Origin of the sequence: Candidatus Poriferisocius sp. (genome assembly GCF_965214065.1) — a bacterium.
Classification (GTDB): Bacteria; Actinomycetota; Acidimicrobiia; order Acidimicrobiales; family Bin134; genus Poriferisocius.
Map to the genome: position 1 here is coordinate 966,837 of NZ_CBDCAT010000028.1, position 20,372 is coordinate 987,208.

General features: G+C 64.3%; 17 protein-coding genes and 1 tRNA gene. 12 read left to right on the forward strand and 6 right to left on the reverse strand.

The annotated features are described in order from the left end of the window. Positions 1 to 154: 154 nt before the first annotated feature. On the forward strand, positions 155 to 1,858 hold the full coding sequence (gene leuA / locus ACOOGG_RS15910; protein ID WP_420436805.1) for a 2-isopropylmalate synthase: 1,704 nt from the start codon (positions 155 to 157) through the stop codon (positions 1,856 to 1,858). A 192-nt stretch (positions 1,859 to 2,050) separates the two neighbouring features. Here the strand turns inward: leuA and ACOOGG_RS15915 are convergent, their stop codons facing one another. From ACOOGG_RS15915 to ACOOGG_RS15935, 5 genes are read right to left on the reverse strand one after another with little or no spacing between them, the layout of a single operon-like run. Beyond that, entirely contained in the window at positions 2,051 to 4,321 is a 2,271-nt protein-coding gene (locus ACOOGG_RS15915; RefSeq protein ID WP_420436807.1) for a beta-propeller domain-containing protein, read from the reverse strand. Between the two features lie 60 nt (positions 4,322 to 4,381). Next, positions 4,382 to 4,975, reverse strand: a complete 594-nt coding sequence (leuD, locus tag ACOOGG_RS15920) for a 3-isopropylmalate dehydratase small subunit (protein ID WP_420436809.1) — start codon at positions 4,973 to 4,975, stop codon at positions 4,382 to 4,384. Then, entirely contained in the window at positions 4,972 to 6,372 is a 1,401-nt protein-coding gene (leuC, locus tag ACOOGG_RS15925) for a 3-isopropylmalate dehydratase large subunit (protein WP_420436811.1), read from the reverse strand. The genes leuD and leuC overlap by 4 nt, the downstream gene beginning before the upstream one ends. A 41-nt stretch (positions 6,373 to 6,413) precedes the next feature. Then, the gene (locus tag ACOOGG_RS15930; protein ID WP_420436813.1) at positions 6,414 to 7,322 is read right to left on the reverse strand and encodes an alpha/beta fold hydrolase; all 909 of its coding nucleotides are present in this window, start codon (positions 7,320 to 7,322) and stop codon (positions 6,414 to 6,416) included. Further along, the gene (locus ACOOGG_RS15935; protein WP_420436815.1) at positions 7,312 to 7,785 is read right to left on the reverse strand and encodes a GreA/GreB family elongation factor; all 474 of its coding nucleotides are present in this window, start codon (positions 7,783 to 7,785) and stop codon (positions 7,312 to 7,314) included. Before ACOOGG_RS15935 ends, ACOOGG_RS15930 begins: the two co-directional genes overlap by 11 nt. A 56-nt stretch (positions 7,786 to 7,841) precedes the next feature. Between ACOOGG_RS15935 and ACOOGG_RS15940 the strand changes: the two genes are divergently transcribed. From ACOOGG_RS15940 to ACOOGG_RS15990, 11 genes are all read left to right on the forward strand, one after another. Further along, a complete protein-coding gene (locus tag ACOOGG_RS15940; RefSeq protein WP_420436817.1) occupies positions 7,842 to 8,822 on the forward strand; it encodes a 3-isopropylmalate dehydrogenase in 981 nt (326 codons plus the stop codon). 46 nt (positions 8,823 to 8,868) lie between these two features. Next, positions 8,869 to 9,789, forward strand: coding sequence for a branched-chain amino acid transaminase (locus ACOOGG_RS15945; RefSeq protein ID WP_420436819.1), 921 nt, complete (start codon positions 8,869 to 8,871; stop codon positions 9,787 to 9,789). Further along, positions 9,776 to 11,443 carry a citramalate synthase gene (cimA, locus tag ACOOGG_RS15950; protein WP_420436820.1) on the forward strand — a complete coding sequence of 556 codons (1,668 nt, stop codon included), beginning with the start codon at positions 9,776 to 9,778 and terminating at the stop codon, positions 11,441 to 11,443. Before ACOOGG_RS15945 ends, cimA begins: the two co-directional genes overlap by 14 nt. A 2-nt stretch (positions 11,444 to 11,445) precedes the next feature. Beyond that, positions 11,446 to 11,970 (forward strand): hypothetical protein, encoded by a 525-nt coding sequence (locus tag ACOOGG_RS15955; protein WP_420436821.1) that lies wholly within the window; start codon positions 11,446 to 11,448, stop codon positions 11,968 to 11,970. Next, on the forward strand, positions 11,967 to 13,319 hold the full coding sequence (locus ACOOGG_RS15960; protein ID WP_420436823.1) for a glutamate--tRNA ligase: 1,353 nt from the start codon (positions 11,967 to 11,969) through the stop codon (positions 13,317 to 13,319). Before ACOOGG_RS15955 ends, ACOOGG_RS15960 begins: the two co-directional genes overlap by 4 nt. Positions 13,320 to 13,379: 60 nt before the next feature. Next, positions 13,380 to 13,451, forward strand: a tRNA-Gln gene (locus ACOOGG_RS15965). Between the two features lie 112 nt (positions 13,452 to 13,563). Further along, complete coding sequence (locus ACOOGG_RS15970) at positions 13,564 to 15,159, forward strand: ABC transporter substrate-binding protein (RefSeq protein WP_420436825.1); 1,596 nt, start codon at positions 13,564 to 13,566, stop codon at positions 15,157 to 15,159. 40 nt (positions 15,160 to 15,199) lie between these two features. Beyond that, entirely contained in the window at positions 15,200 to 17,398 is a 2,199-nt protein-coding gene (locus ACOOGG_RS15975) for an ABC transporter permease (protein ID WP_420436826.1), read from the forward strand. After that, positions 17,379 to 18,143 carry an ABC transporter ATP-binding protein gene (locus tag ACOOGG_RS15980; RefSeq protein WP_420436828.1) on the forward strand — a complete coding sequence of 255 codons (765 nt, stop codon included), beginning with the start codon at positions 17,379 to 17,381 and terminating at the stop codon, positions 18,141 to 18,143. Before ACOOGG_RS15975 ends, ACOOGG_RS15980 begins: the two co-directional genes overlap by 20 nt. Beyond that, complete coding sequence (locus tag ACOOGG_RS15985; RefSeq protein WP_420436830.1) at positions 18,140 to 18,856, forward strand: ABC transporter ATP-binding protein; 717 nt, start codon at positions 18,140 to 18,142, stop codon at positions 18,854 to 18,856. The genes ACOOGG_RS15980 and ACOOGG_RS15985 overlap by 4 nt, the downstream gene beginning before the upstream one ends. A 10-nt stretch (positions 18,857 to 18,866) precedes the next feature. Beyond that, positions 18,867 to 19,247, forward strand: a complete 381-nt coding sequence (locus ACOOGG_RS15990; RefSeq protein WP_420436832.1) for a hypothetical protein — start codon at positions 18,867 to 18,869, stop codon at positions 19,245 to 19,247. A 21-nt stretch (positions 19,248 to 19,268) separates the two neighbouring features. Here the strand turns inward: ACOOGG_RS15990 and ACOOGG_RS15995 are convergent, their stop codons facing one another. After that, on the reverse strand, positions 19,269 to 20,372 hold the full coding sequence (locus ACOOGG_RS15995; protein WP_420436834.1) for a phosphotransferase family protein: 1,104 nt from the start codon (positions 20,370 to 20,372) through the stop codon (positions 19,269 to 19,271).

Sequence of the window (20,372 nt, forward strand, 5' to 3'; positions counted from 1 at the left end):
CATCAGGGGTTGGCGTAGAGTTGAATCGATGAGCCGCATCCACACCCACCTGCTGCTCTTGTAGGGCGAGCACCCAGAGGTGCTCGCCCCGACCCCCTGAACCCGCAAGGGCAGGGGGTTTTTTCGTGAGTCAATTCCAATAGAGGCCATGCCCATGAAAACCGGATTACACCCCCAACAGCCGTCGGGAATGCCGATCCACAAGTACCAGCCGTTCGAGCCGATCAAGCTTGTTGATCGGACTTGGCCCAACGCAGTTCTGACCACCGCCCCCCGGTGGTGCTCGGTGGACCTGCGCGATGGCAACCAGGCCCTCATCGAGCCCATGAACTCCGAGCGCAAGTGGAAGATGTTCACCGCGCTGGTGGAGGCCGGTTTCAAGGAGATCGAGGTGGGTTTCCCCTCGGCGTCGGAGACCGACTTCGGATTCGTGCGGGAGATCATCGAGCAGAAGGCCATCCCCTCCGATGTCCGCATCCAGGTGCTCACCCAGGCCCGCAAGGAGCTCATCGAGCGCACCTATGAGGCCATCGACGGGGCGGCCGACGCCATCGTCCACCTGTACAACTCCACCTCCACCGTGCAGCGCCGGGTGGTGTTCGGCCTCGATATGGACGGCATTGCCAAGATCGCCACACAGGCATCTGAGTGGTGCCGGTCGCTGGAGTCGCAGGTGCCTGCCACCGAGGTGTTCTACGAGTACTCGCCCGAGTCGTTCACCGGCACCGAGCTGCCGTTCGCCAAGCGGGTGTGCGACGAGGTGACCGAGATCTTGGCCGACGGCCATGACAAGCCGGTCATCATCAACCTGCCGGCCACGGTGGAGATGTCCACCGCCAACATCTACGGCGACATGATCGAGTGGATGCACCGCAACCTGGCACGACGCGACCGCATCGTGTTGAGCCTGCACCCCCACAACGACCGGGGAACGGCGGTGGCCGCGGCCGAATTCGGGCTCATGGCCGGCGCCGACCGTGTGGAGGGCACCCTGTTCGGCAACGGCGAGCGCACCGGCAACGTAGACGTGGTGAACCTGGCCATGAACTTGTTCAGCCAGGGGGTGGACCCCGAGTTGGACATCTCCGACATCAACGGGCTGCGCCGGGTGGCCGAGGACTGCAACCAACTTCCCATCCACCCCCGTCACCCCTATGTGGGCGATCTGGTGTACACCGCCTTTTCCGGGTCGCACCAAGACGCCATCAAGAAGGGATTCGAGGCCATGGAAGAGAGCGGCCAGACCCTGTTCGAGGTTCCCTACATCCCCATCGACCCCAAGGATGTGGGCCGCTCCTACCAGGATGTGGTGCGGGTGAACAGCCAATCGGGAAAGGGCGGGGTGTCGTACCTGCTCCAGGCCGAGGTGCAGCTCGACCTCCCACGGCGCATGCAGATCGAGTTCAGCCGGGTGATCCAGCAGATCGCCGACGAAACCGGCGAGGAGATCACCGCCGACCAGATCTACAACGAGTTCGCCACCGAGTACCTCGATCTGGATGAGCCCTACCGCCTCAACGGCTACGAGTCGGCCCAGAACGCACGGGGGGCCGACCGCACCGTGGTGACGGCTCGGCTGACCACCGGCAACGAGCAGGTGGTGGTCCACGGTGAGGGGGCTGGTTCACTGGACGCCTTTGTGAGTGGCTTGAACGAGATCATCGACAGCCCGGTCAAGGTGGTGGACTACAGCGAGCACGCCCGGGGCGGGGGGACTGATGCTGAGGCCGTGGCTTATATCGAGCTGCTGGTTGACGGCCGGGAGCTATGGGGGTGCGGTATCCACACGGATATAACGACAGCATCTATGCGGGCCATCGTGAGCGCCCTGAACCGGGCTTGCGCGGGGTTGGGTTAGCTTCCCTCCGGCAGGGGCGGCGGACTGTACTGGCGGGGACTGTGGTGGCGGGTCCTGTCCCGGCCCAGCCCGCCGTCCTCGACAAGCTGCGGGCGGCGGGCGCCCTGAGCCGGGCCACCCCCCACCACAGCCCAATTTGGTGCCCGCCGCCCTGCCTAGATTGTGGTCCTCACGATTGGGTCGGGCGATCACTCAGTTTGAAGACAAGGTGAACTGGTTCTCGTAGGCGAGTGTGGTGAGGTTGTTGGCTTGGAGGGCGTGTTCGGACATGGTCCAGAGGGTTTCGCCGATTACCAATAGGCGTTGGATGGGTGGGGTCCAGATCCAGCAGATGATCAGCTTCTCGTCGTCGGCGATGTCGACGGAAGGCCATTCCTCCCTGGCCCACTCCGGTTTCATGGGCTCGCAGTCCTGGTTGCCGTAGCGGTCGGGGGCATCGAGGGGGCAGATGCGGATTTCGCTTTCGCCGCCGAAGGTCCGGGCGAGTTCGTTGTTGTCCACCGGGCGGCAGCCTTCGAAGGTGATCTGCTGTTCTCGGTGTGACACCCGGCCGAGTTCGGCAATGCCGTCGCGGTTCACCCGTACGGCAACTGCGCCGAAGAAGCTCTCTTCGTTGTCTTCGTAGTCGTAGCGGGTGAGGGGGATGGCCACCATATCTTCGGGGGCCCAGTAGAGGAAGGCCCGGTGGTCCCATTCGGCTTCGCTGTGGGCGTTGGGGAACACGATCACGTCTAGCTCGGTTGGGTTGGCTGGGTCGCTGACGTCGAACAGCGACACCTTGGTGCCGCGGGTGCGGCCCGTGTCGTCGGCGTCTTGGCCCACGCCAATTAGCAGGCCATCGCCTATGGGGTGCAGGTAGGTGGAGAAGCCGGGGATCTTCAGCTCGCCGGCCACTGCCGGTGCAACGGGATCGGACAGATCGAGCACGTAGAGGGGGTCGACCTGGCGGAAGGTGACCACATAGCCGGTGTCGCCGGCGAAGCGGACTGAAAAGATGCGCTCGCCTCGGCCCAAGTTGCCGACCTTTCCCACCTCGGTGAGCCGTCGGCCCTGCTGTTCGAGCACCACCACCTGGCTCTCGGAGGTCTCGGTGTTCCACGGCTCGCCGACGGTGGTGGCCACTCTGAAATAGCCGTTGTGCTCGTCCATGGAGAACTGGTTGAGCAGGTGGCCTTCCACCGTGCCGGTGGCCTCGTAGCGGGCCGGTCCGTCGGTCGACACCGAGAACTTGTGTACGACGGTGGTCCATTCCGTGGGCGCCGAAATGCTGATTGAGTCTCCGTCAGCGACGGGCTCGGCCCACACCGGCTCGCTGGTGGCCAGATAGAGCGATTGGCCGGAGCCGTAGAGAGTGTGGCCATCAGCCAGCACCGAGGCGGCGTCGCCGGTGCCCAGCGGCTCGTCCAAGTTGAAGCTCAGCACCGACAAAACGGTGAAGCCGTCGAACTCGGCGGGGGTGTAGAGCTGTTCGCATTCCGGCAGCAGGCCAGCTCGGGTGCCGCCGGGGCCGTCGAAGCGGTAGGCCGGCAGCCAGGCGCCCAGGTCGGCGGTGGCCGCGATCTCCTTGTTGGCCGCTTCGGCGGCAGCTTCGGCGGCGGGGCCGCTGGGATATACGAACTGGAACTGGGTGGGATAGCTGGACATGGACATCCACACCACGTCGCCCACCGCCCGGGCGCTGAGGTAATTTCCCTCCACCCGGAGTTCCGACACCACGTCCATTGATGCCGGGTTGGACAGGTCCACTTCTTGGATCAGCGACACCGGGCCGCCTCGGAACATGATGTCCTCGGCGATCACGTGGTCGCCTTCGAGGTCGCTGGCCGACACCGGCTCAAGCCAGTCGGCGTAGTTGGTGGAGAACACTATGGCCCGGTTGCCCCGGATGAATATCTCCTGGCCCCAGCCTGAGCCCGACTCCCCGACCAAATCGACGCTGCCTCGATTCTGGGGCTGGTCGCCGGACAGATCCACATAGTGCAGCCGACCTTGGGCCACGGCCAGGATGCGGTTGCCGTCGGTCTTGACAATATCGGGCTCGTCCACCCCGGCCACTTGCACGTTGGTACTGGAGAAGTCACCACCGTCGTCGCCGCCGGCCGGGGCCGACTGGGCGGCGGAATCGTCGGCCATCACCTCGGCTTCTTCCACCATCATTCGCTCGGGAATGCCGAATCGAGGCCCATCATCAAGGCCGTAGGGGCCCACACGGCTGACGGTCTCGGTCCGCAGATAGTCGAGCAGGGTGGTGCAATCCCCAAAGTTCCGCAGCGCTGACAACAGCTCGATGTCATCGAGCACCACCGTCGGCTCCGACGTGCCATCTGGCTCACCGGTGGCCTCTCCAGTTGTCTGGCCCGACGTTCCCCCAGTAATTCCCGGCGGAACAGCAGAATCAGACAAACAGGCTCCAGCTAGCAATGCCAGGGCAACAACTACGAGGGCGATTCTTGAAAGCTTCATCATTCCCCCTATGACGACGCGTCCGCGCTGGTTGGTTCCCGGGGAATCGATGTTGTCAGGCTACGCCAGAGACGGCAGCCAATCGGGGCGGGTGGTTTCGAAGGTGCTGATGGCGTCGGTGTGGACAAGGGTGATGCCGATGTCGTCTAGGCCGTTCAGCAGGCGGTGCTGGACAGAGCCGTCCAGGGGAAAGGCCGTGCTGACCCTGGCGGCGGGGGCCGAAACGGTGAGCTGTTCGACGTCTACGGTGATCTCCATAGAGGGGTCGTCGGCCACCGCGTCGAGTAGGGTGCGGGACACTTCTTCGCTCACCTGTACTGGGACCAGGCCGTTCTTGGTGGAGTTGTTGCGGAAAATGTCGCCGAAGCGGGGAGAGATGACCGCCTCGAAGCCGTGCTGCTGGATGGCCCACACCGCGTGCTCTCGGGAGGAGCCGGTGCCGAAGTTGGGGCCGGCCACGAGGATGCGGGCATCAGCGAAGCGGGAATCGTTGAGCACGAAGCTGGGATCCTCGCGCCATTCGGAGAACAGGCCCTGTTCGAAACCGGTGCGCTCCACCCGCTTGAGCCAGTCGCTGGGGATGATCTGGTCGGTGTCCACATCGCTGCGGTCCAATGGCAGCGCGGTGGCGGTGATAGTCCGAACCGGCTTCATGACAGGTCTCCCGGGGTGGCGAAGGTGCCGGCCACCGCGGTGGCGGCGGCCACCGCGGGCGATACCAGGTGGGTGCGGCCCCCCTTGCCCTGGCGGCCCTCGAAGTTGCGGTTGGAGGTGCTGGCGCAGCGCTCTCCGGGGGCCAGCTTGTCGGGGTTCATGGCCAAACACATCGAGCAGCCCGGCTCCCGCCAGTCGAACCCGGCGGCCTTGAATACATCGTGCAGCCCCTCAGACTCGGCTTGGGCCTTGACAGCGCCCGAGCCGGGGACCACAAAGGTGCGCACGCCGGGGCGCGCCTGGCGACCCTCCACCACCGCGGCGGCCTCCCGGAGGTCTTCGATGCGGCTGTTGGTGCAGGAGCCGATGAACACGGTGTCCACCGGAACCTCCTTCAGCGGGGTTCCCGGCTTCAGGCCCATATATTCGAGCGCTCGGGCCGCTGACTCTCGCCCGCTGCCCTCGGCGAAACTGTCGGGATGGGGCACGGTGCCATTGATTGGGGCGACTTGGGCCGGGTTCGTGCCCCATGACACATGGGGCACCAGCTCCGATCCGTCGATCACCACCTCCTTGTCGAAAGCGGCGTTGTCGTCGCTGTAGAGGCCGCGCCAGTCGTCGAGAGCGGCCTCCCAAGCCGCCCCCTTCGGAGCGTGGGGCCGTTCTTGCAGGTATTCGAAGGTGGTGTTGTCGGGGGCGATCAACCCAGCTCGGGCCCCAGCCTCGATCGACATGTTGCACACCGTCATGCGCCCCTCCATCGACAGCGACCGGATCACCGATCCCCGGTACTCGATGACCGATCCGATGCCCCCGCCGGTGCCGATGCGTCCGATTATGGCCAGGATCACATCCTTGGCGGTGCAGGTCACCGGCAGGGTGCCGTCCACCGCTACCGACATGGTGCCGGGCCGCTGCTGGGGGAGGGTCTGGGTGGCCAGCACATGCTCAACCTCGCTGGTACCGATGCCGAAGGCCAGTGCTCCGAACGCCCCGTGGGTGGAGGTGTGGCTGTCGCCGCACACGATGGTCATGCCTGGCTGGGTGAGGCCCATCTCCGGGCCGATCACGTGAACTATGCCCTGGCCGGGGCTTCCCATCGGGTAAAGGGTGATGCCGAACTCCCCGCAGTTGGCCCGCAGCGTCTCCACCTGCTGGCGGGAGACGGGATCGGCGATGGGCCAGGCGATGTTGTCGGTAGGAACGTTGTGGTCCTCGGTGGCCACCGTGAGGTCGGGCCTACGCACCGTACGGCCGTTCATGCGAAGGCCGTCGAAGGCTTGCGGCGAGGTCACCTCGTGGATGAGGTGCAGGTCGATGAACAGCAGATCGGGCTCGCCGTCGGCTTGGTGGACGACGTGTTGGTCCCAGACTTTCTCGCTGAGGGTTCGGCCCATAATCGCTCCGGTTTCTTGGGTTGCCCGAGGTGGTTCTGAGGCTATCGGGTGGCCTCAGACGTGGATGGGTCGGGCGCCATACTGCTCGTGGATTCGGGGGAGGCAGGGACTCCCACGGAATCGAGGGCCTTGCTAAGACAGTCCCAGAAGCTGTTGAAGTCGGTGACCACCGATGCGTGGCCTCCCCGATAGGAGTAGACGCTGATGTCGGTTACGGCGTCGGCCAGCTCCTGTTGAAGATAGTCGGGCACCACCTTGTCGCCCAGGGTGTGGATCTGGGCGATCGGCATGGGCAGCTCCGCGACCCATGGCGAGGAGTCGAAGTTGAACAGCTCGGTTCCGGCGTCCAACATCGCTTGCGGATCGCCCTTGAGGACCTCGGTCTGGGCCCATCGGCCGATATTGGTGCCGATCACGTTGAATACAGTTTGCTCCCAGCCCCAGTACCGCAACTTCATCGGAGTCAAACGGGAGGCGGCGGCCACCACGGGGAGCAGCGAGAACCGAATGGCCCGCAGTCCTCGACCTCGAAAGCTGGTGGAGGTGGCGCCCAGAACCAGCCCGCTGATCCGGTCGGGAGCAAGGCGGGCGGCCATCTGGGCGATGGCGCCGCCCATGGAATAGCCCACGCATACGAAGCGGTCGATGCCCAAGGCGTCGGCCACGGCCAAAACGTCGGAGGCGCAGTCGGAGAACGTGAATCTGCGGGTGGGAAGGCCCAGCCCGTGGCCCCGATGGTCAAACGCCACCACCGAAGCCCGCTGCGACAGGGGTTCGAAGGCCGGGTACCAGTTCAAATCGGCGGTCACGGTCCAGCCGTGCAGGAGCACCACCGTGGGCGAGCCCCGCGGTCCCTCAGTCCGCCTTACAAACAGTTCGCCCTGGTCGGGCAGCTCGATGAGGTCTCCCGCCGGCAGGCTGGGGCCAACCGGCGCGCCGCTACCGGTCAAGGGACACAATTTGGACGGTCAAAGTCCCACCGGCGGGACTCTCAAACGACAGGGTTTCTCCGACCCTTGCCCCCATGATCGCCGAGCCCATCGGGGAGGCCGGCGAGATCACATCGAGGCCGTCATGGCGCTCTTCGATCGATCCGACCAAGTAGGTCTCGACGTCGTCGGGATCGCCGTCGTGGGCCACAGTGACCACCGAACCCACCGCGACAGTGGTCCCGTCGCCCGCCTCAACGATCCGGCAATTTCTCAATAGCGCGCCGAGCTGGGCGATGCGGGTCTCCATCTTGCCCTGCTCGTCTTTGGCCGCGTGGTAGTCGCCGTTCTCGCTCAGGTCGCCCAATTCCCGGGCTGCCTCGATCTTGCGGGCAATGTCCACCCGTCCGACCGTGGTGAGTTGTTCGAACTCAGCACTTAGGCGGTCGTGGGCCGTCTGGGACAGCTCATGGGTTTCCGGCATAGCGGAACATTTTAGTGTTCGCTTTTAGAGAGGCGGTATTCGTATTCTGATGGGCCATGGCCCACGTTATTGGAGTTGTCGGCGGCGATGGCATAGGCCCTGAGGTCGTAGCCGAGGGCCTGAAGGTGCTGACTGCGGCCGGCGTGGAGCTCGACACGGTGGCTTACGACCTCGGCGGCGCTCGCTATCTGCGGGACGGCACCGTGTTGACCGACGAGATCATGGAGGAGTGGCGGGGATTGGACGCCCTCTACGTGGGGGCGGTGGGGACTCCCGACGTGCCCCCCGGCGTCATCGAGCGGGGGCTCTTGCTGCGGATGCGCTTCGAGCTCGACCTGTACGTGAATCGCCGCCCGTTCCGGGATCCCGACGGCGCTTTCGAATTCGAGGTGATCCGAGAGAACACCGAGGGCGCATACGCGGGCGAAGGCGGGTTCCTGCGCCGCAACACCCCGCACGAGGTTGCCACTCAGGGGTCGGTCAACACCCGCTTCGGGGTTGAGCGCTGCGTGCGCTACGCCTTCGAGTTGGCCCGCAGCCGGCCTGGGCGCCATCTCACCCTGGTGCACAAGACCAACGTGTTGACCTTCGCCGGCGATCTATGGGAGCGGACCTTCAACGAGGTGGCTGAGGAGTATCCCGACGTGGCCACTGCCTACAACCATGTGGACGCCGCCTGCATCTACTTCGTTGAAGACCCCAAGAGCTACGACGTGATCGTGACCGACAACCTTTTCGGCGACATCCTCACCGATCTGGGAGGGGCCGTTTCCGGTGGCATAGGGCTGGCCGCCTCGGCCAACCTGAATCCCGACCGCACTGGGCCGTCGATGTTTGAGCCGGTTCACGGCTCGGCACCCGATATTGTGGGCACTGGCCGGGCCAACCCCACCGCCGCGATTTTGTCGGCCGCGATGATGGTTGAGTTCCTAGGCGAAACCGAATCCGCCAGCCGGATTCGGGCAGCCTGCGCCGACCCGACAACTCAATACGGGACCACCACCGAAATCGGCGATGCCATCGCCGAGCGGGTGTGAGTCCGTTGAATACCAAGGCTGTGAATCCAGAAAGGATCTGAGCACGATGCCGATCGAGACCACGGAGAAGGTGTGGATGGATGGCGAGCTGGTGGACTGGGCGGACGCCACCGTGCATGTGCTCACCCACACGCTTCACTACGGCAACGGCGTTTTCGAGGGCATTCGGGCCTATGAGACCGACGAGGGTGCCGCCGTGTTCAGACTCACCCCCCACATCCGCCGCCTGTTCGCCAGCGCCAAGATCCTTCAGATCGACATTCCCTACACGGTGGAGGAGCTGGTGGCGGCCACCAAAGAGACCGTGCGGGTCAACAACATGACGAGCGGCTACATCCGGCCGCTGGCCTACCTGGGCTACGGCGAGATGGGGCTGAATCCCCTGCCGTGTGAAGTCAATGTGGCTATCGCCGTGTGGCCGTGGGGCGCCTATTTGGGCGATGAGGGGATCAGGAACGGGGTGCGGCTGATGGTCAGCTCCTGGCAGCGCCACGACCCCAACTCCATGCCCACTGCGGCCAAGGGGTGCGGTCACTACATCAACAGCCAGTTGGCCAAGGTTCAGGCGGTTAAGGCCGGATATGACGAGGCCATCTTGCTATCGCCCCAGGGCTTTGTGAGCGAGTGCACCGGCGAGAACCTGTTTGTGGTGCGCGAAGGCACCATCATCACCCCGCCCACCTCGGTGGGAGCCCTGGAGGGAATCACCCAGGACGCCATCCGCACCATGGCCTCTGATTTGGGCATTCCGTATGTGGCCGACAACCTGCTTCGCAGCGACCTGTATCTGGCCGACGAGGCCTTCTTGTCGGGCACCGCGGCCGAGGTGGTGCCCATCCGGTCGGTGGATGACCGAGAAATCGGCGACCCCGGTCCGATCACACGCAAGATCCAAGAGGTGTTCCAAGACGCGGTGAGGGGCCGACAGGCCCAATATCGGCACTGGAACGAGCATGTCGACCGGTGAGGCGGCCGGTTCCCGGTCCTCGCCCAGCTCTGTAGAGATCTACGACACCACCCTTCGCGACGGGAGCCAGCTCGAGGGGATATCCCTCACAGTGGAGGACAAGCTCCGCATTGCCCGCCAACTCGACTCCCTCGGCGTCCACTACATCGAGGGTGGCTGGCCTGGCTCCAACCCCAAAGACGACGAGTTCTTCGCCCGGGCCCGCGACGAACTGGCCTTGGAAACCAGCACCCTGGTGTCCTTCGGTTCCACTCGCCGGGTCAAAGGGCGCACCGATGAGGACCTCACGTTGGCCAACCTGTTGGCCTCCGGCACCGAAGTGGCCTGCATAGTGGGCAAGTGCTGGGATTACCACGTGCTCGAAGCCCTGCGGACCACCCTCGACGAGGGTGTGGCCATGGTGGCCGACTCGGTGCGGTTCTTGACCGACAACGGCATGCGGGTGTTCTTCGACGCCGAACACTTCTTCGACGGCTATCAGGACAACCGGGAATTCAGCTTGGCGGTGCTGGAAGCAGCTGCAATTGCGGGAGCTGAACGGCTGGTGCTGTGCGACACCAACGGGGGCTCGTTGCCGACTCGGGTGGAAGACATCGTGGGTGCGGTAGTCGACTACCTGGACACCCCGGTGGGCGTGCACCTCCACGACGACACCGGGTGTGGCGTGGCCAACGCCCTGGCCGGAGTGCGGGCTGGAGCCATCCAGGTGCAGGGCACCATCAACGGCTACGGCGAGCGGACCGGCAACTGCAACCTGGTGCCCATAATCGCCAACCTCAGCCTGAAGTTGGGCGTGGAGACGGTTCCCCCCGATCGCCTGGAGCGCCTCACCGCGGTGTCCCACCATGTGGCCGAGCTGGTCAACTTCACGCCCGACCCCCAGCAGGCTTATGTCGGATCGTCGGCGTTCGCCCACAAAGCCGGTCTCCACACGAGCGCCATCGCCCGCCGCCCAGACGCCTACGAGCACATCAACCCAGCCGCGGTGGGAAACGGCACCCGGTTCGTGGTGTCGGAGATGGCCGGGCGGTCGACGGTAGAGCTCAAGGCTGAGGAACTGGGTCTTGACCTCGACGGCAAGGCAATCGGCGAGATCGTGGACACCCTCAAGAAGCTGGAACACGCCGGATACCACTTCGAGGTGGCCGACGCCTCCCTGGAGCTGCTGATGCGGGGGGCATCAGGATGGAAGCAGCCGTATTTCGAGCTGGAGTCGTTCAAGGTGGGCACCGAGCACCGTTCGGGCACGGGAGCCAGGGCCTGGAACGAAGTGGCGGTGGAGATGGAAACCGAGGCCACGGTAAAGCTCCATGTAGGCGGCGAGCGCATGGTGGCCACTGGAGAGGGCAACGGCCCGGTCAACGCCCTGCACGCCGCGCTGATGATGGCGATGGGCGATCGCTATCCTGCATTCCGGTCGATCTCCCTCATTGACTACAAGGTGCGGGTGCTGGACACTGCGGCAGGGACGGCGGCGGTGACTCGGGTGATCATCGACTCCACCAACGGCGACCGGGTTTGGACCACCATCGGCGTGTCCACCAACATCGTGGAAGCCAGTTGGCAGGCATTGGTGGACAGCCTGGTGTACGGGCTGCTCCACAGCGAAGCCAGTGCATCAAATGACCGCGCCGACAAAGAAAGCCGAGGGTAGCAATGGCCGCGCCTGACTATGTCCCCAACGACACCGCGGTGGCCGACCGTCACTATGTCTCGCCGCCCCGGCGGCCCCAGCCATGGCTGGCCGACCGGCCGGGCGAGCTGATCGAGGGTCAGCCCATGGGCGCCGGGCTGGGTGTGCCCGGACCCGACCAGGGCTATGCCCTGCGGCTGGCCCGTCGCTTTGAGGATCGGCTGTTGTTAAGCCCCGGAGAAAGTGCCGAGGACGCGATCGCTGGCTGTGTCGGTGTGGCCCTAAAGCGGGCGGCCTCTTTTGGTCGGGCTCCGGTGGGCGTCGATCTTGAGGTGGCCTTCCGGGTGTTTGGATTCCTGCCCCCCGACCCCGATGAGTCGTTGGTGGCCTGGCGCAAGGAGCTGTTCGCCGGTGTCAGCCACTCTCACCACTATGCCGAGGCCCGACACCTGGTGGGCCTGGTGCCAGAGTCGGTACTGCGGTTGCCTCCCAGCGAGATCGAGGCGGCCTGTGCCGCAGACCGATCCAAGTTGTTGACCCACCAGTGAGTTCGGCTGGCAAGCCGCGGGTACGCTTCGCGCCGTCGCCCACCGGCTATCTCCATGTGGGCTCGGCTAGAACGGCTCTGTTCAACTGGCTGTTTGCCTGCTCTTCCGGCGGGACCATGGTGCTGCGGATCGAAGACACCGACGAGAGCCGCAACCGTCCCGAGCTGACCGACGCCATCTTCGAGTACCTGGCGTGGCTGGGTATCGACTACGACGAGGGTCCTTACTACCAGTCGGAGCGCCGGGAGCGTCACCGAGAAGCCGTCCAGCAGATGCTGAATGATGGCCGGGCCTATCTGTGCGATGCCGACGACAACGAGCTTCCCGGTACCGAGATGGCCGACGGCCGGGCGGTGCGGTTCCGGACCCAACAGGGCACCACGGTGATCGACGACGTGATCCGAGGCGAGGTTGCGGTGGACCACGCCCAGTTGGGCAATTTTGTGATCTGGCGCTCAGACGGCTCGCCCACATTCGTGTTGGCCAACGCCGTTGACGACGCCGACATGGCCATCACCCACGCCATTCGGGGTGAGGATCTGCTGTCGAGCACCCCCCGAGCAGTATTGGTGGCCCAGGCGCTGGGGACCACCCCGCCGACCTATGCCCACCTGCCCCTACTGGTAAATGAGCAGCGCAAGAAGCTGTCGAAGCGCCGCGACGACGTGTCGTTGGAAAGCTACCGCCAGCGGGGCTACCTGGCCTCGGCTATGGCCAACTACCTGGCCCTTTTGGGCTGGGGGCCGCGCGACGGAGTGGAGATCCGGCCCATGGCCGAGATCATCGGGCAGTTCCGGCTGGAGGACGTGAACAAGGCGCCGGCCTTTTTCGACCTGGCCAAGCTGGAGCACTTCAACGGGGTCTACATCCGCGAGCTTGAACCTGAGGAGCTGTTAGCCGCCCTAGCCCCATACCTGGAATCCGACCAGGTCCCCTGGCCCCCCGAGCACTACCGCCCCGACGTTGTGGCCGACATGATTCCGCTGGTGCAAGAGAAGCTCCGAACCCTGTCCGACATCGAACGCCAGGTGGACTGGCTCTTCTGCTCCGACCCGCCCATGGACGAGGCGTCATGGGATAAGTCGGTCGTGCGGGGCAAAGCCTCCGCCGAGATCCTCGACGGCACCATCGTCGCCCTGGCCGATTGCCCCTGGGACCCCGACACCGTCAAAGACGCCGTCTTCGCCGTGGGCGAGGCCAACGGTGTAAACCGCTCCAAATCCCAAGCCCCCGTCCGAGTAGCCGTCACCGGCCGTTCAGTAGGCCCCCCGCTGTTCGATCCAATGGTGCAGCACTTAAGCAGGGAAGAGGTCCTCCGACGATTGCAAAATGCCCGCTCCCAACTCTGATCCTCCTCTACTAATGCGTTGTTCCTGAGCAGAGGTGGGGGAGTACACTGGCGGCTGCTCTCGGGAGTGGTGTAATAGGCAACACACCGGGTTCTGGTCCCGATATTGGGGGTTCGAGTCCTCCCTCCCGAGCTTGGTTATTCCGCAGGTGGCGCAAGGACGATTGCATGGGTAAGACTGTCTGCCGCGTTGAATTTCCGGTACGCCGTCAAGAGAAGCGCACCGGTCCGTTGAAGGGGGAAACGTGAAGCATCTCCGTTGGATTATCGGCCTTCTGGCCGTGCTTGCACTGGTCGCTGTGGCTTGCGGCGGCGGCAATGACGATGACGACTCAGGTGCTGCCGCGCCCACTGCCGCGCCCACCGACGCTCCAGATGACATGGAAGATTCCATGGATGACGACATGGGCGATGACTCCATGGAAGATTCTATGGATGACGACATGGGCGATGACTCCATGGAAGATTCTATGGATGACGACATGGGCGATGACTCCATGGATGAAGAGATGGATGAGCCCATGGACGACATGGACGAGTCCGATGCCGAGCCGGTTGCCACTGAAGAACCCGAAGTTGATCCGTGCGCAAACGTCGATCTCGAGGCCACTGACATTGGCATCACCTCAGACACCATCACCGTGCTGGTCATGGCCGATGTTGGCTCCCCGCTGGCGCCTGGCCTGTTCCAGGGCTCCATCGACGGTGTCAAGGCCTGGGCCGACCATGTGAACGCCGAAGGCGGCTTGGCTTGCCGCCAAGTCGAGGTGATCGAGCACGACTCGGCCATCAACCCCACCGAGACCACCAACGGTTTCCTGGTGGCCTGCGAAGACGCGTTCGCCCTGGTCGGCACGACGGCACTGTTCGCTCTCGACACCACCGATTTGCAGTCCTGCCCCGATGCCCAGGGCAACGAAATCGGAGTGCCCGACTTCGCCTACATCACCACTGAGCCCCCTCACCAGTGCTCGGTTGTGACGTTTGCCACCAGCCGGCCCAACAGCGAGTGCCCCTACGCTGGCACTGGCGACCGGGCCGTGCAGAGCCAGGTGGGTCACATCCAGTGGCTCCAGGAGAACATCGATGCCAATCTCAATGGCGTGTATTTGGTGCCCTCCGACCTGCCGTCCACCATCGCCACGTCAATGCCCCAGGTTCGGTCCTTCCAGGAGATCGGCGTTGTCATTGACGGGGAGCCCGGCATAAGCGGCTTCACCACCCAGTCGGAGTATGGCGCTTTCATCCAGATCATGCGGGACTCGAACTCGAACCTCGCCTACTCCGGCTCCGACGACCAGTCCATGATCAAGTGGCGCAGTGAGGCCGAAGCCCAAGGCCTGGACGCCGACAGTGTGATCTGGATGTGCCAGTTGGCCTGCTACACCCCCAGCTTCCTTGAGGCCGGAGATGTGGTCGAGAACACCTACATGTGGATTTGGTTCTTGCCGTTTGATGAGGCCGACACAAACCAAGAGCTGGCCGACTTCATGGAGGCCATCGATAACCCGTTCCCGCCAGCATGGGCTGCGGGCTCATGGGCCGACGGCGTGCTCTTTGAGCAGGTCGTGAATGGAGTTGTCGCAGAAGGCGGCCCCAATGCCCTCACCCGACAGGCAGTGTTGGACGGCGCCCGCAATCTGACGTCCTTCGACGTGAATGGCTGGTGGAGTCCAGCGGACTACTCCACCACCGAGAACATCATGCCCTGCTTCATGCTGATGCAGGTGCAGAACAACGAGTTTGTCCGGGTGCACCCCGCAGAGCGGGGCGAACTGGACTGCAACGCCGACAACGTGGTTCCCCTGACCCGGGACTGGGGCGCTGAGTTCGGCGGTTAGCCGGACGAGACGCAGAGAGGCCAGGAAGGGCTGAGCTCTCGTGATCTTGGGCTTGCGCCTATCTGTAGTGATCGCCGCCTCACTGGGGACAGTGGCGGCGGTGATCATTTCTATCCTCACCTGGAAGGGCGCCCCGGTCACGAGCGAGACCTTCCTAGTCACCACTTACATCGGGCTCTTCCTGGGAGCCCTGTGGGCCATGTACGCCACTGGACTGGTGGTGGTGTACACCACCACCGGGGTGTTCAACTTCGCCCAGGGTGCCATCGGCGTTTTTGCTGCCTTCCTGTATTGGGAACTCCATGTGAACCGGGGCTGGCACTCCATCCTCGCCCTATTCGTGGTGGTAGGCCTGTTCGCCCCTGCGCTGGGCGTGGTGCTGGACATCGTGATCATGAGGCGCCTGCGCACGGCGTCGCTGGTGGTGCAGCTCATGGTGACGGTGGCCATCATGGTGCTGCTGCTGTCGGTGGTGGGCGACATCTGGGAGGCCGATACTCCCCGCCGGGTGCCATATTTGTTCGGCATCAACAACGGGATCGACCTCGGGCCTGCTCAGCTTCCCTGGCACCGGCTCATCGTGTTCGTGGTGGCTATTGCCATTGCCGTGTCCATGCGTTTCTTGCTGCGACGCACCCGCATAGGCACGGCAATGCGGGCCGTTGTGGACAACCGGGAGCTGGCCGCCCTCAACGGGGCTCGCCCCAACGTGGTGTCGTCTACGTCGTGGGCGCTGGGCTCCATGATGGGTGCGCTGGGAGGCATCCTCATCGCCCCCGAACTGGGGCTTGATCCGGCCACACTGAACAACGTGGTGATCATTGCGTTCGCGGCGGCGGCCTTTGGAGCGCTGAAGAACCTGCCCATGGCGGTGATCGGGGCGATGCTGATCGGGCTGTTGCGAGCTCACACCGGGGCATGGCTCGACTTTGGGCCTGATTTCCGCTTCGCCCACCTGTCCATCGCCCCGCTGCTGTTGCTGTTTGTGGTAATCGCCTTGCCCCAGGCTCGTTTGGAGGTGGGACGGCTAGCCCATCACCTTCGCCGTCACGAGCGCTACACCAATTGGTGGGAGGGGCTTTTGGGCTGCGGGGTGGTCATCCTGTTGGCTGCGGCGTTCTCTGGCGGTTGGCTGGACTTCGGCGGCTGGGACCCCGGTGCCTGGGGGAGCCGAGAGCTGAACTCGGCCAATGAGGCGATGGCACTGGCCCTGATCGGCCTGTCCTTGGTTCCTTTGATCGGCTGGGCCGGCCAGATCAACTTCGCGCCCTTGGCCTTTGCCGGGTTCGGCGCGTTCGTCTATCTCAAACTGGCCGGGGACACCGGCAATGGCTATTGGATCCTTGTGGTGGGATTGCTATGCGCGCCGCTGGGCGCACTTGTGGCCCTACCCGCGGCGCGGCTGCGGGGTCTGTACTTGGCCCTCATGACCATGGCCTTCGCCCAGGCCATGTCGCTGATCTTCTTCCCCCATCCGTGGGTTATGCCCATCATCGGCACCGGTCGGCAGTTCCCCCATATCGACCTCTTCGGTATCACCTTCGACGACCGCCGTGGCTTTTTCATGCTGATGGTGAGCGTATTCGCCATCTTTGTGTACGCGTTGGTGCTGTTGCGTAGGTCCCGCTACGGCCGAAGATGGATGGCTATCAACGACTCGCAAGCGGCTGCGGCCACCCTTGGCGTGCCGGTGGTGTGGACCAAAGTAGTGGTGTATGCCGTCTCAGCCTCCATGGCAGGAATCGCCGGGGTGTTCTGGGCGACCGTGTCGGGCAACGTGGACAGCGTCCAGGGATTCGACTTGCTCATCGGATTCAACATTGTGCTGTTGGTGGCGGCCGCGGGGGTTTCCATTCCCATGGCCGGGATATTCCTGATCTTCATCCCGTTGTTCAAGGGTTTTGGTCTTCGATTGGAGGACGCCGGCAACGTCGACTTCCTGGTCACTCTGATCGACATCATGACGACATACGGACCCGGGTTGATGGTGCTGGGCATGGTGTTCAACCCCCGAGGGGCCATCTTCGAGATGGGGCGGGGCTTCTCGCCCATTCTGCCGTGGCGCAGCGATGCCCGAGCAGAGATCGCGGCGGAGAATGCCCAAAAGCGCGAACCGGAGATCGGAGAGCTGGGGCTAGAGCGCCCGTTCACTCCCGAAGAGGTGATTGCCATCGATCGGCGGTTGGAGATCTTGGACGATGTCGTTCCGAAGGAGGGTTATGGCACTTCTCGAAGCTGAGAACGTGGTTATGCGCTTCGGCGGCGTGGTGGCCCTTGACAACGCCTCGGTGGATATCGAACCCGGGGGGGTGACCGGCCTCATCGGCCCGAATGGCGCGGGCAAGACCACCTTGTTCAACGTGATCACGGGCTTGCTGCCCCCCACCAGCGGCAAGGTGAAATTCGACGGTGTCGATATAACCCGGTCCACCGTGGCCCGGCGCTCGCAGATGGGCATCGCCCGCACCTTCCAGAAGCTGGAGGCGTTCAACACGCTGAGCGCGTTCGACAACGTGCGGGTGGCGGTGGAGAAGAACCACCGGACCAAGTGGAAGCACCGGCGAGTCAGCGATGTGGCCCACGAGATGCTGGGCAAGGTGGGTCTCGACGAGGTGGCCGATGTCACCGTGGGCACGCTGCCCACCGGCAGTGCTCGACTAGTGGAACTGGCCCGAGCGCTAGCCTGTCGGCCCCGGGTGCTGCTGCTGGACGAGCCGTCTTCGGGTCTCAACGAAGACGAGACCTCCTCCATTGGCCAGTTGTTGTTGGAACTGGTTGCCGACAAGGACAACGATTTGGCGGTCTTGCTGGTGGAGCACGACATGAGCTTCGTGATGGGGGTGTGCGCCCGCATCCATGTGCTGGACTTCGGCAAGATCATCGCGGTGGGCACCGCCTTTGAGGTACAGGCCGACGAAGCCGTGCGGGCTGCCTACCTGGGTGGCGACGAATTTCGAGGGGCATACGCGGGAGTCGACGAATGAGCTCAGAGACGGAAACCCCGCTTCTGGAGCTGGTCGGCGTCCGGGCCGGCTACGGCACGATCGATGTGCTCCACGGGGTGGATCTCCGGGTCATGCCCGGCACGGTTTACGCCCTCCTGGGCCCCAACGGGGCGGGCAAGACCACCACGCTGGGTGTGGCCAGCGGCCAAATCCAGCCCCACGCTGGTTCGGTTCTGCTGGACGGCCACGAGGTAAACGGGGTTTCTCCCGACCGCCTGGCCCGAGCCGGGGTGTGCTTGATCCCCGAGGGTCGGGGCATCTTCCCCAACCTGACCGTGGCCGAGAACCTGAGAATGTCCACCTACGCTGGTGTGTCGTACAAGCAGGTTCAGGAAAGGGCCTTCGCCCAGTTCCCCCGCTTGCAGGAGCGCCGCAACCAGATGGCGGGGACTCTTTCGGGCGGCGAGCAGCAGATGCTGGCCATGTCCCGAGCGCTGTCCACCAACCCGGCCATATTGATGCTGGACGAGCTGTCCATGGGGTTGGCCCCCATCATCGTGGAGGAGTTGTACGAGCAGGTCGCCACATTGGCTGAGGCGGGCCTCTCCATCCTGATCGTGGAGCAATTCGCCCAGGCGGTTCTAGGTGTGGCCAATGAGGCCGCCATCATGCTCCACGGCCGTATCCAGCGCACTGGGCCGCCCGATGAAATCGCCGAAGAATTGACCGCCGCCTATCTAGGCATGTCTTGAGGAGAAAACGATGAGTGACACAACCGACGCCCCGGGCGAGAGCAGCCGGCTCGAGGAGTTCCACGGAGAGGTGGCCCAGCTCCGGGCTTCCGGCGGCCGGGCCAATCCGGATCGCTGGGTGTTTCGCCTCGGATTGATCCTCACGATTGTCGGCCTGGCCTTTACCGTGGTCTCCTTCATCTTGACTGGCAAGCCCTACGACACCGAGGGCGGCAACCTCCATCAGTCCAATCACCTTGATCTGGTTGTGTCGGCCATATTCGGCCTCACCCTCACGTTCATCGGCCTGGTGATGATCACGATCAGCTCGTTCAAGCGCTTCATGCGCTATTGGTTGGTCCGCCTCATCTACGAATACCGCGAGCAGACCGACCGGGTGGTCGAAAGCTAGCCAGGGCCAGCCGAATACCGCTCAGAGCTCGTCGAGTAGAGCTCTGAGGCAGTCACTGGAGGGGTTCTCCAGCCAGAAGGGGTTGTCGGCGGGCATCTCGCCCCGCAACACCGTGCGGTTCATCACCCTCACCACGATGGCGGTGTAACGCGCCGCGGCGAAAACCTCGTACCAGGTGGTGTCGCCCGGGTCATGGCCCGCGTGGGAGGTGTAAAGATCGCGCTGTTCGGCCCGGGTGGGCTCGCCATTCAGGCGGGGCTGGTTGCCCATGTGCTCGTGCGACCACCGGTCGAACATGAGCCACCACCCCAGGTCGACCAGCGGCGAGGAGATGCAGGCAGCCTCGAAGTCGGTGACACAGACCGGCTTGAAGTCCTGCCAGATGATGTTGCCGGGTCGACCATCGCCCCAGTTCAGACACAAGCCGTCGTCGGAGGGCATGTTCTCGTAGAGATAGGAGAACCCGGCCTCCAGAATCGGGTGGCTGCGGCCGTCGAGCTCCCGGTCGGAGTAGTCCCGCCAGATCCGCACTTGGGTGTCGGTGCCCGGTCGGTCACCGGTGGCCACCAGCCAGTGGAGTCCGGCCGCCTCCCAGTCGATGGCGTGAATCTGAGCCATGGTCCGCAGTCCCCGGTCCACAAGCCGGCGGCGCTGTTCGGGCCGGGCGTCGAAGAAGAAACCGGCGCTGGTGTAGATGGGATCTTCCCGGGGGATGTCACCGTCCACGAACCCCATCACGAAGAACGGGCCGCCTAGCACCGCCTCGTCGGCTTCATAGCCGATCAGCGGGGCGATGGGGGCGTCGCTGTGGGCGGCCACCGCCGACATCACCCGGTATTGGATGTCCACCTCGACGTCGAGCTCGCCAGACGCCTGCTGGGGATACACCGGCGGTTCGGGCAATTCCCGGCGGACGACAAATCGCTCGACGGTCGAGCTGGCACCCCGGTCAATGGCGGCGTCGAACAGCAGGGTCTCCGCCGAATAGCCCCCCGACGGCACGTCGAAAGGGCCGACCTGTACACGGGATGCCCCCAGCCGGTCGGCCAGCCACCCGGCCAATGGCGCCCGCAGCTCGGTCCGGTCGGTCCTCAATCCCAGGATGTCCGGGCCCGAATCGCTCAT

What these genes read in the sequence shown, in the direction of transcription:
- ACOOGG_RS15945 (WP_420436819.1), top strand. Translation starts at nt 8,869, where the DNA reads ATGCCGATCGAGACCACGGAGAAGGTGTGGATGGATGGCGAGCTGGTG.
- leuA (WP_420436805.1), top strand. Translation starts at nt 155, where the DNA reads ATGAAAACCGGATTACACCCCCAACAGCCGTCGGGAATGCCGATCCAC.
- ACOOGG_RS15995 (WP_420436834.1), bottom strand. Translation starts at nt 20,372, where the DNA reads ATGAGCGATTCGGGCCCGGACATCCTGGGATTGAGGACCGACCGGACC.
- leuD (WP_420436809.1), bottom strand. Translation starts at nt 4,975, where the DNA reads ATGAAGCCGGTTCGGACTATCACCGCCACCGCGCTGCCATTGGACCGC.
- ACOOGG_RS15980 (WP_420436828.1), top strand. Translation starts at nt 17,379, where the DNA reads ATGGCACTTCTCGAAGCTGAGAACGTGGTTATGCGCTTCGGCGGCGTG.
- ACOOGG_RS15935 (WP_420436815.1), bottom strand. Translation starts at nt 7,785, where the DNA reads ATGCCGGAAACCCATGAGCTGTCCCAGACGGCCCACGACCGCCTAAGT.
- ACOOGG_RS15940 (WP_420436817.1), top strand. Translation starts at nt 7,842, where the DNA reads ATGGCCCACGTTATTGGAGTTGTCGGCGGCGATGGCATAGGCCCTGAG.
- ACOOGG_RS15915 (WP_420436807.1), bottom strand. Translation starts at nt 4,321, where the DNA reads ATGAAGCTTTCAAGAATCGCCCTCGTAGTTGTTGCCCTGGCATTGCTA.
- ACOOGG_RS15990 (WP_420436832.1), top strand. Translation starts at nt 18,867, where the DNA reads ATGAGTGACACAACCGACGCCCCGGGCGAGAGCAGCCGGCTCGAGGAG.
- ACOOGG_RS15955 (WP_420436821.1), top strand. Translation starts at nt 11,446, where the DNA reads ATGGCCGCGCCTGACTATGTCCCCAACGACACCGCGGTGGCCGACCGT.
- ACOOGG_RS15985 (WP_420436830.1), top strand. Translation starts at nt 18,140, where the DNA reads ATGAGCTCAGAGACGGAAACCCCGCTTCTGGAGCTGGTCGGCGTCCGG.
- cimA (WP_420436820.1), top strand. Translation starts at nt 9,776, where the DNA reads ATGTCGACCGGTGAGGCGGCCGGTTCCCGGTCCTCGCCCAGCTCTGTA.
- leuC (WP_420436811.1), bottom strand. Translation starts at nt 6,372, where the DNA reads ATGGGCCGAACCCTCAGCGAGAAAGTCTGGGACCAACACGTCGTCCAC.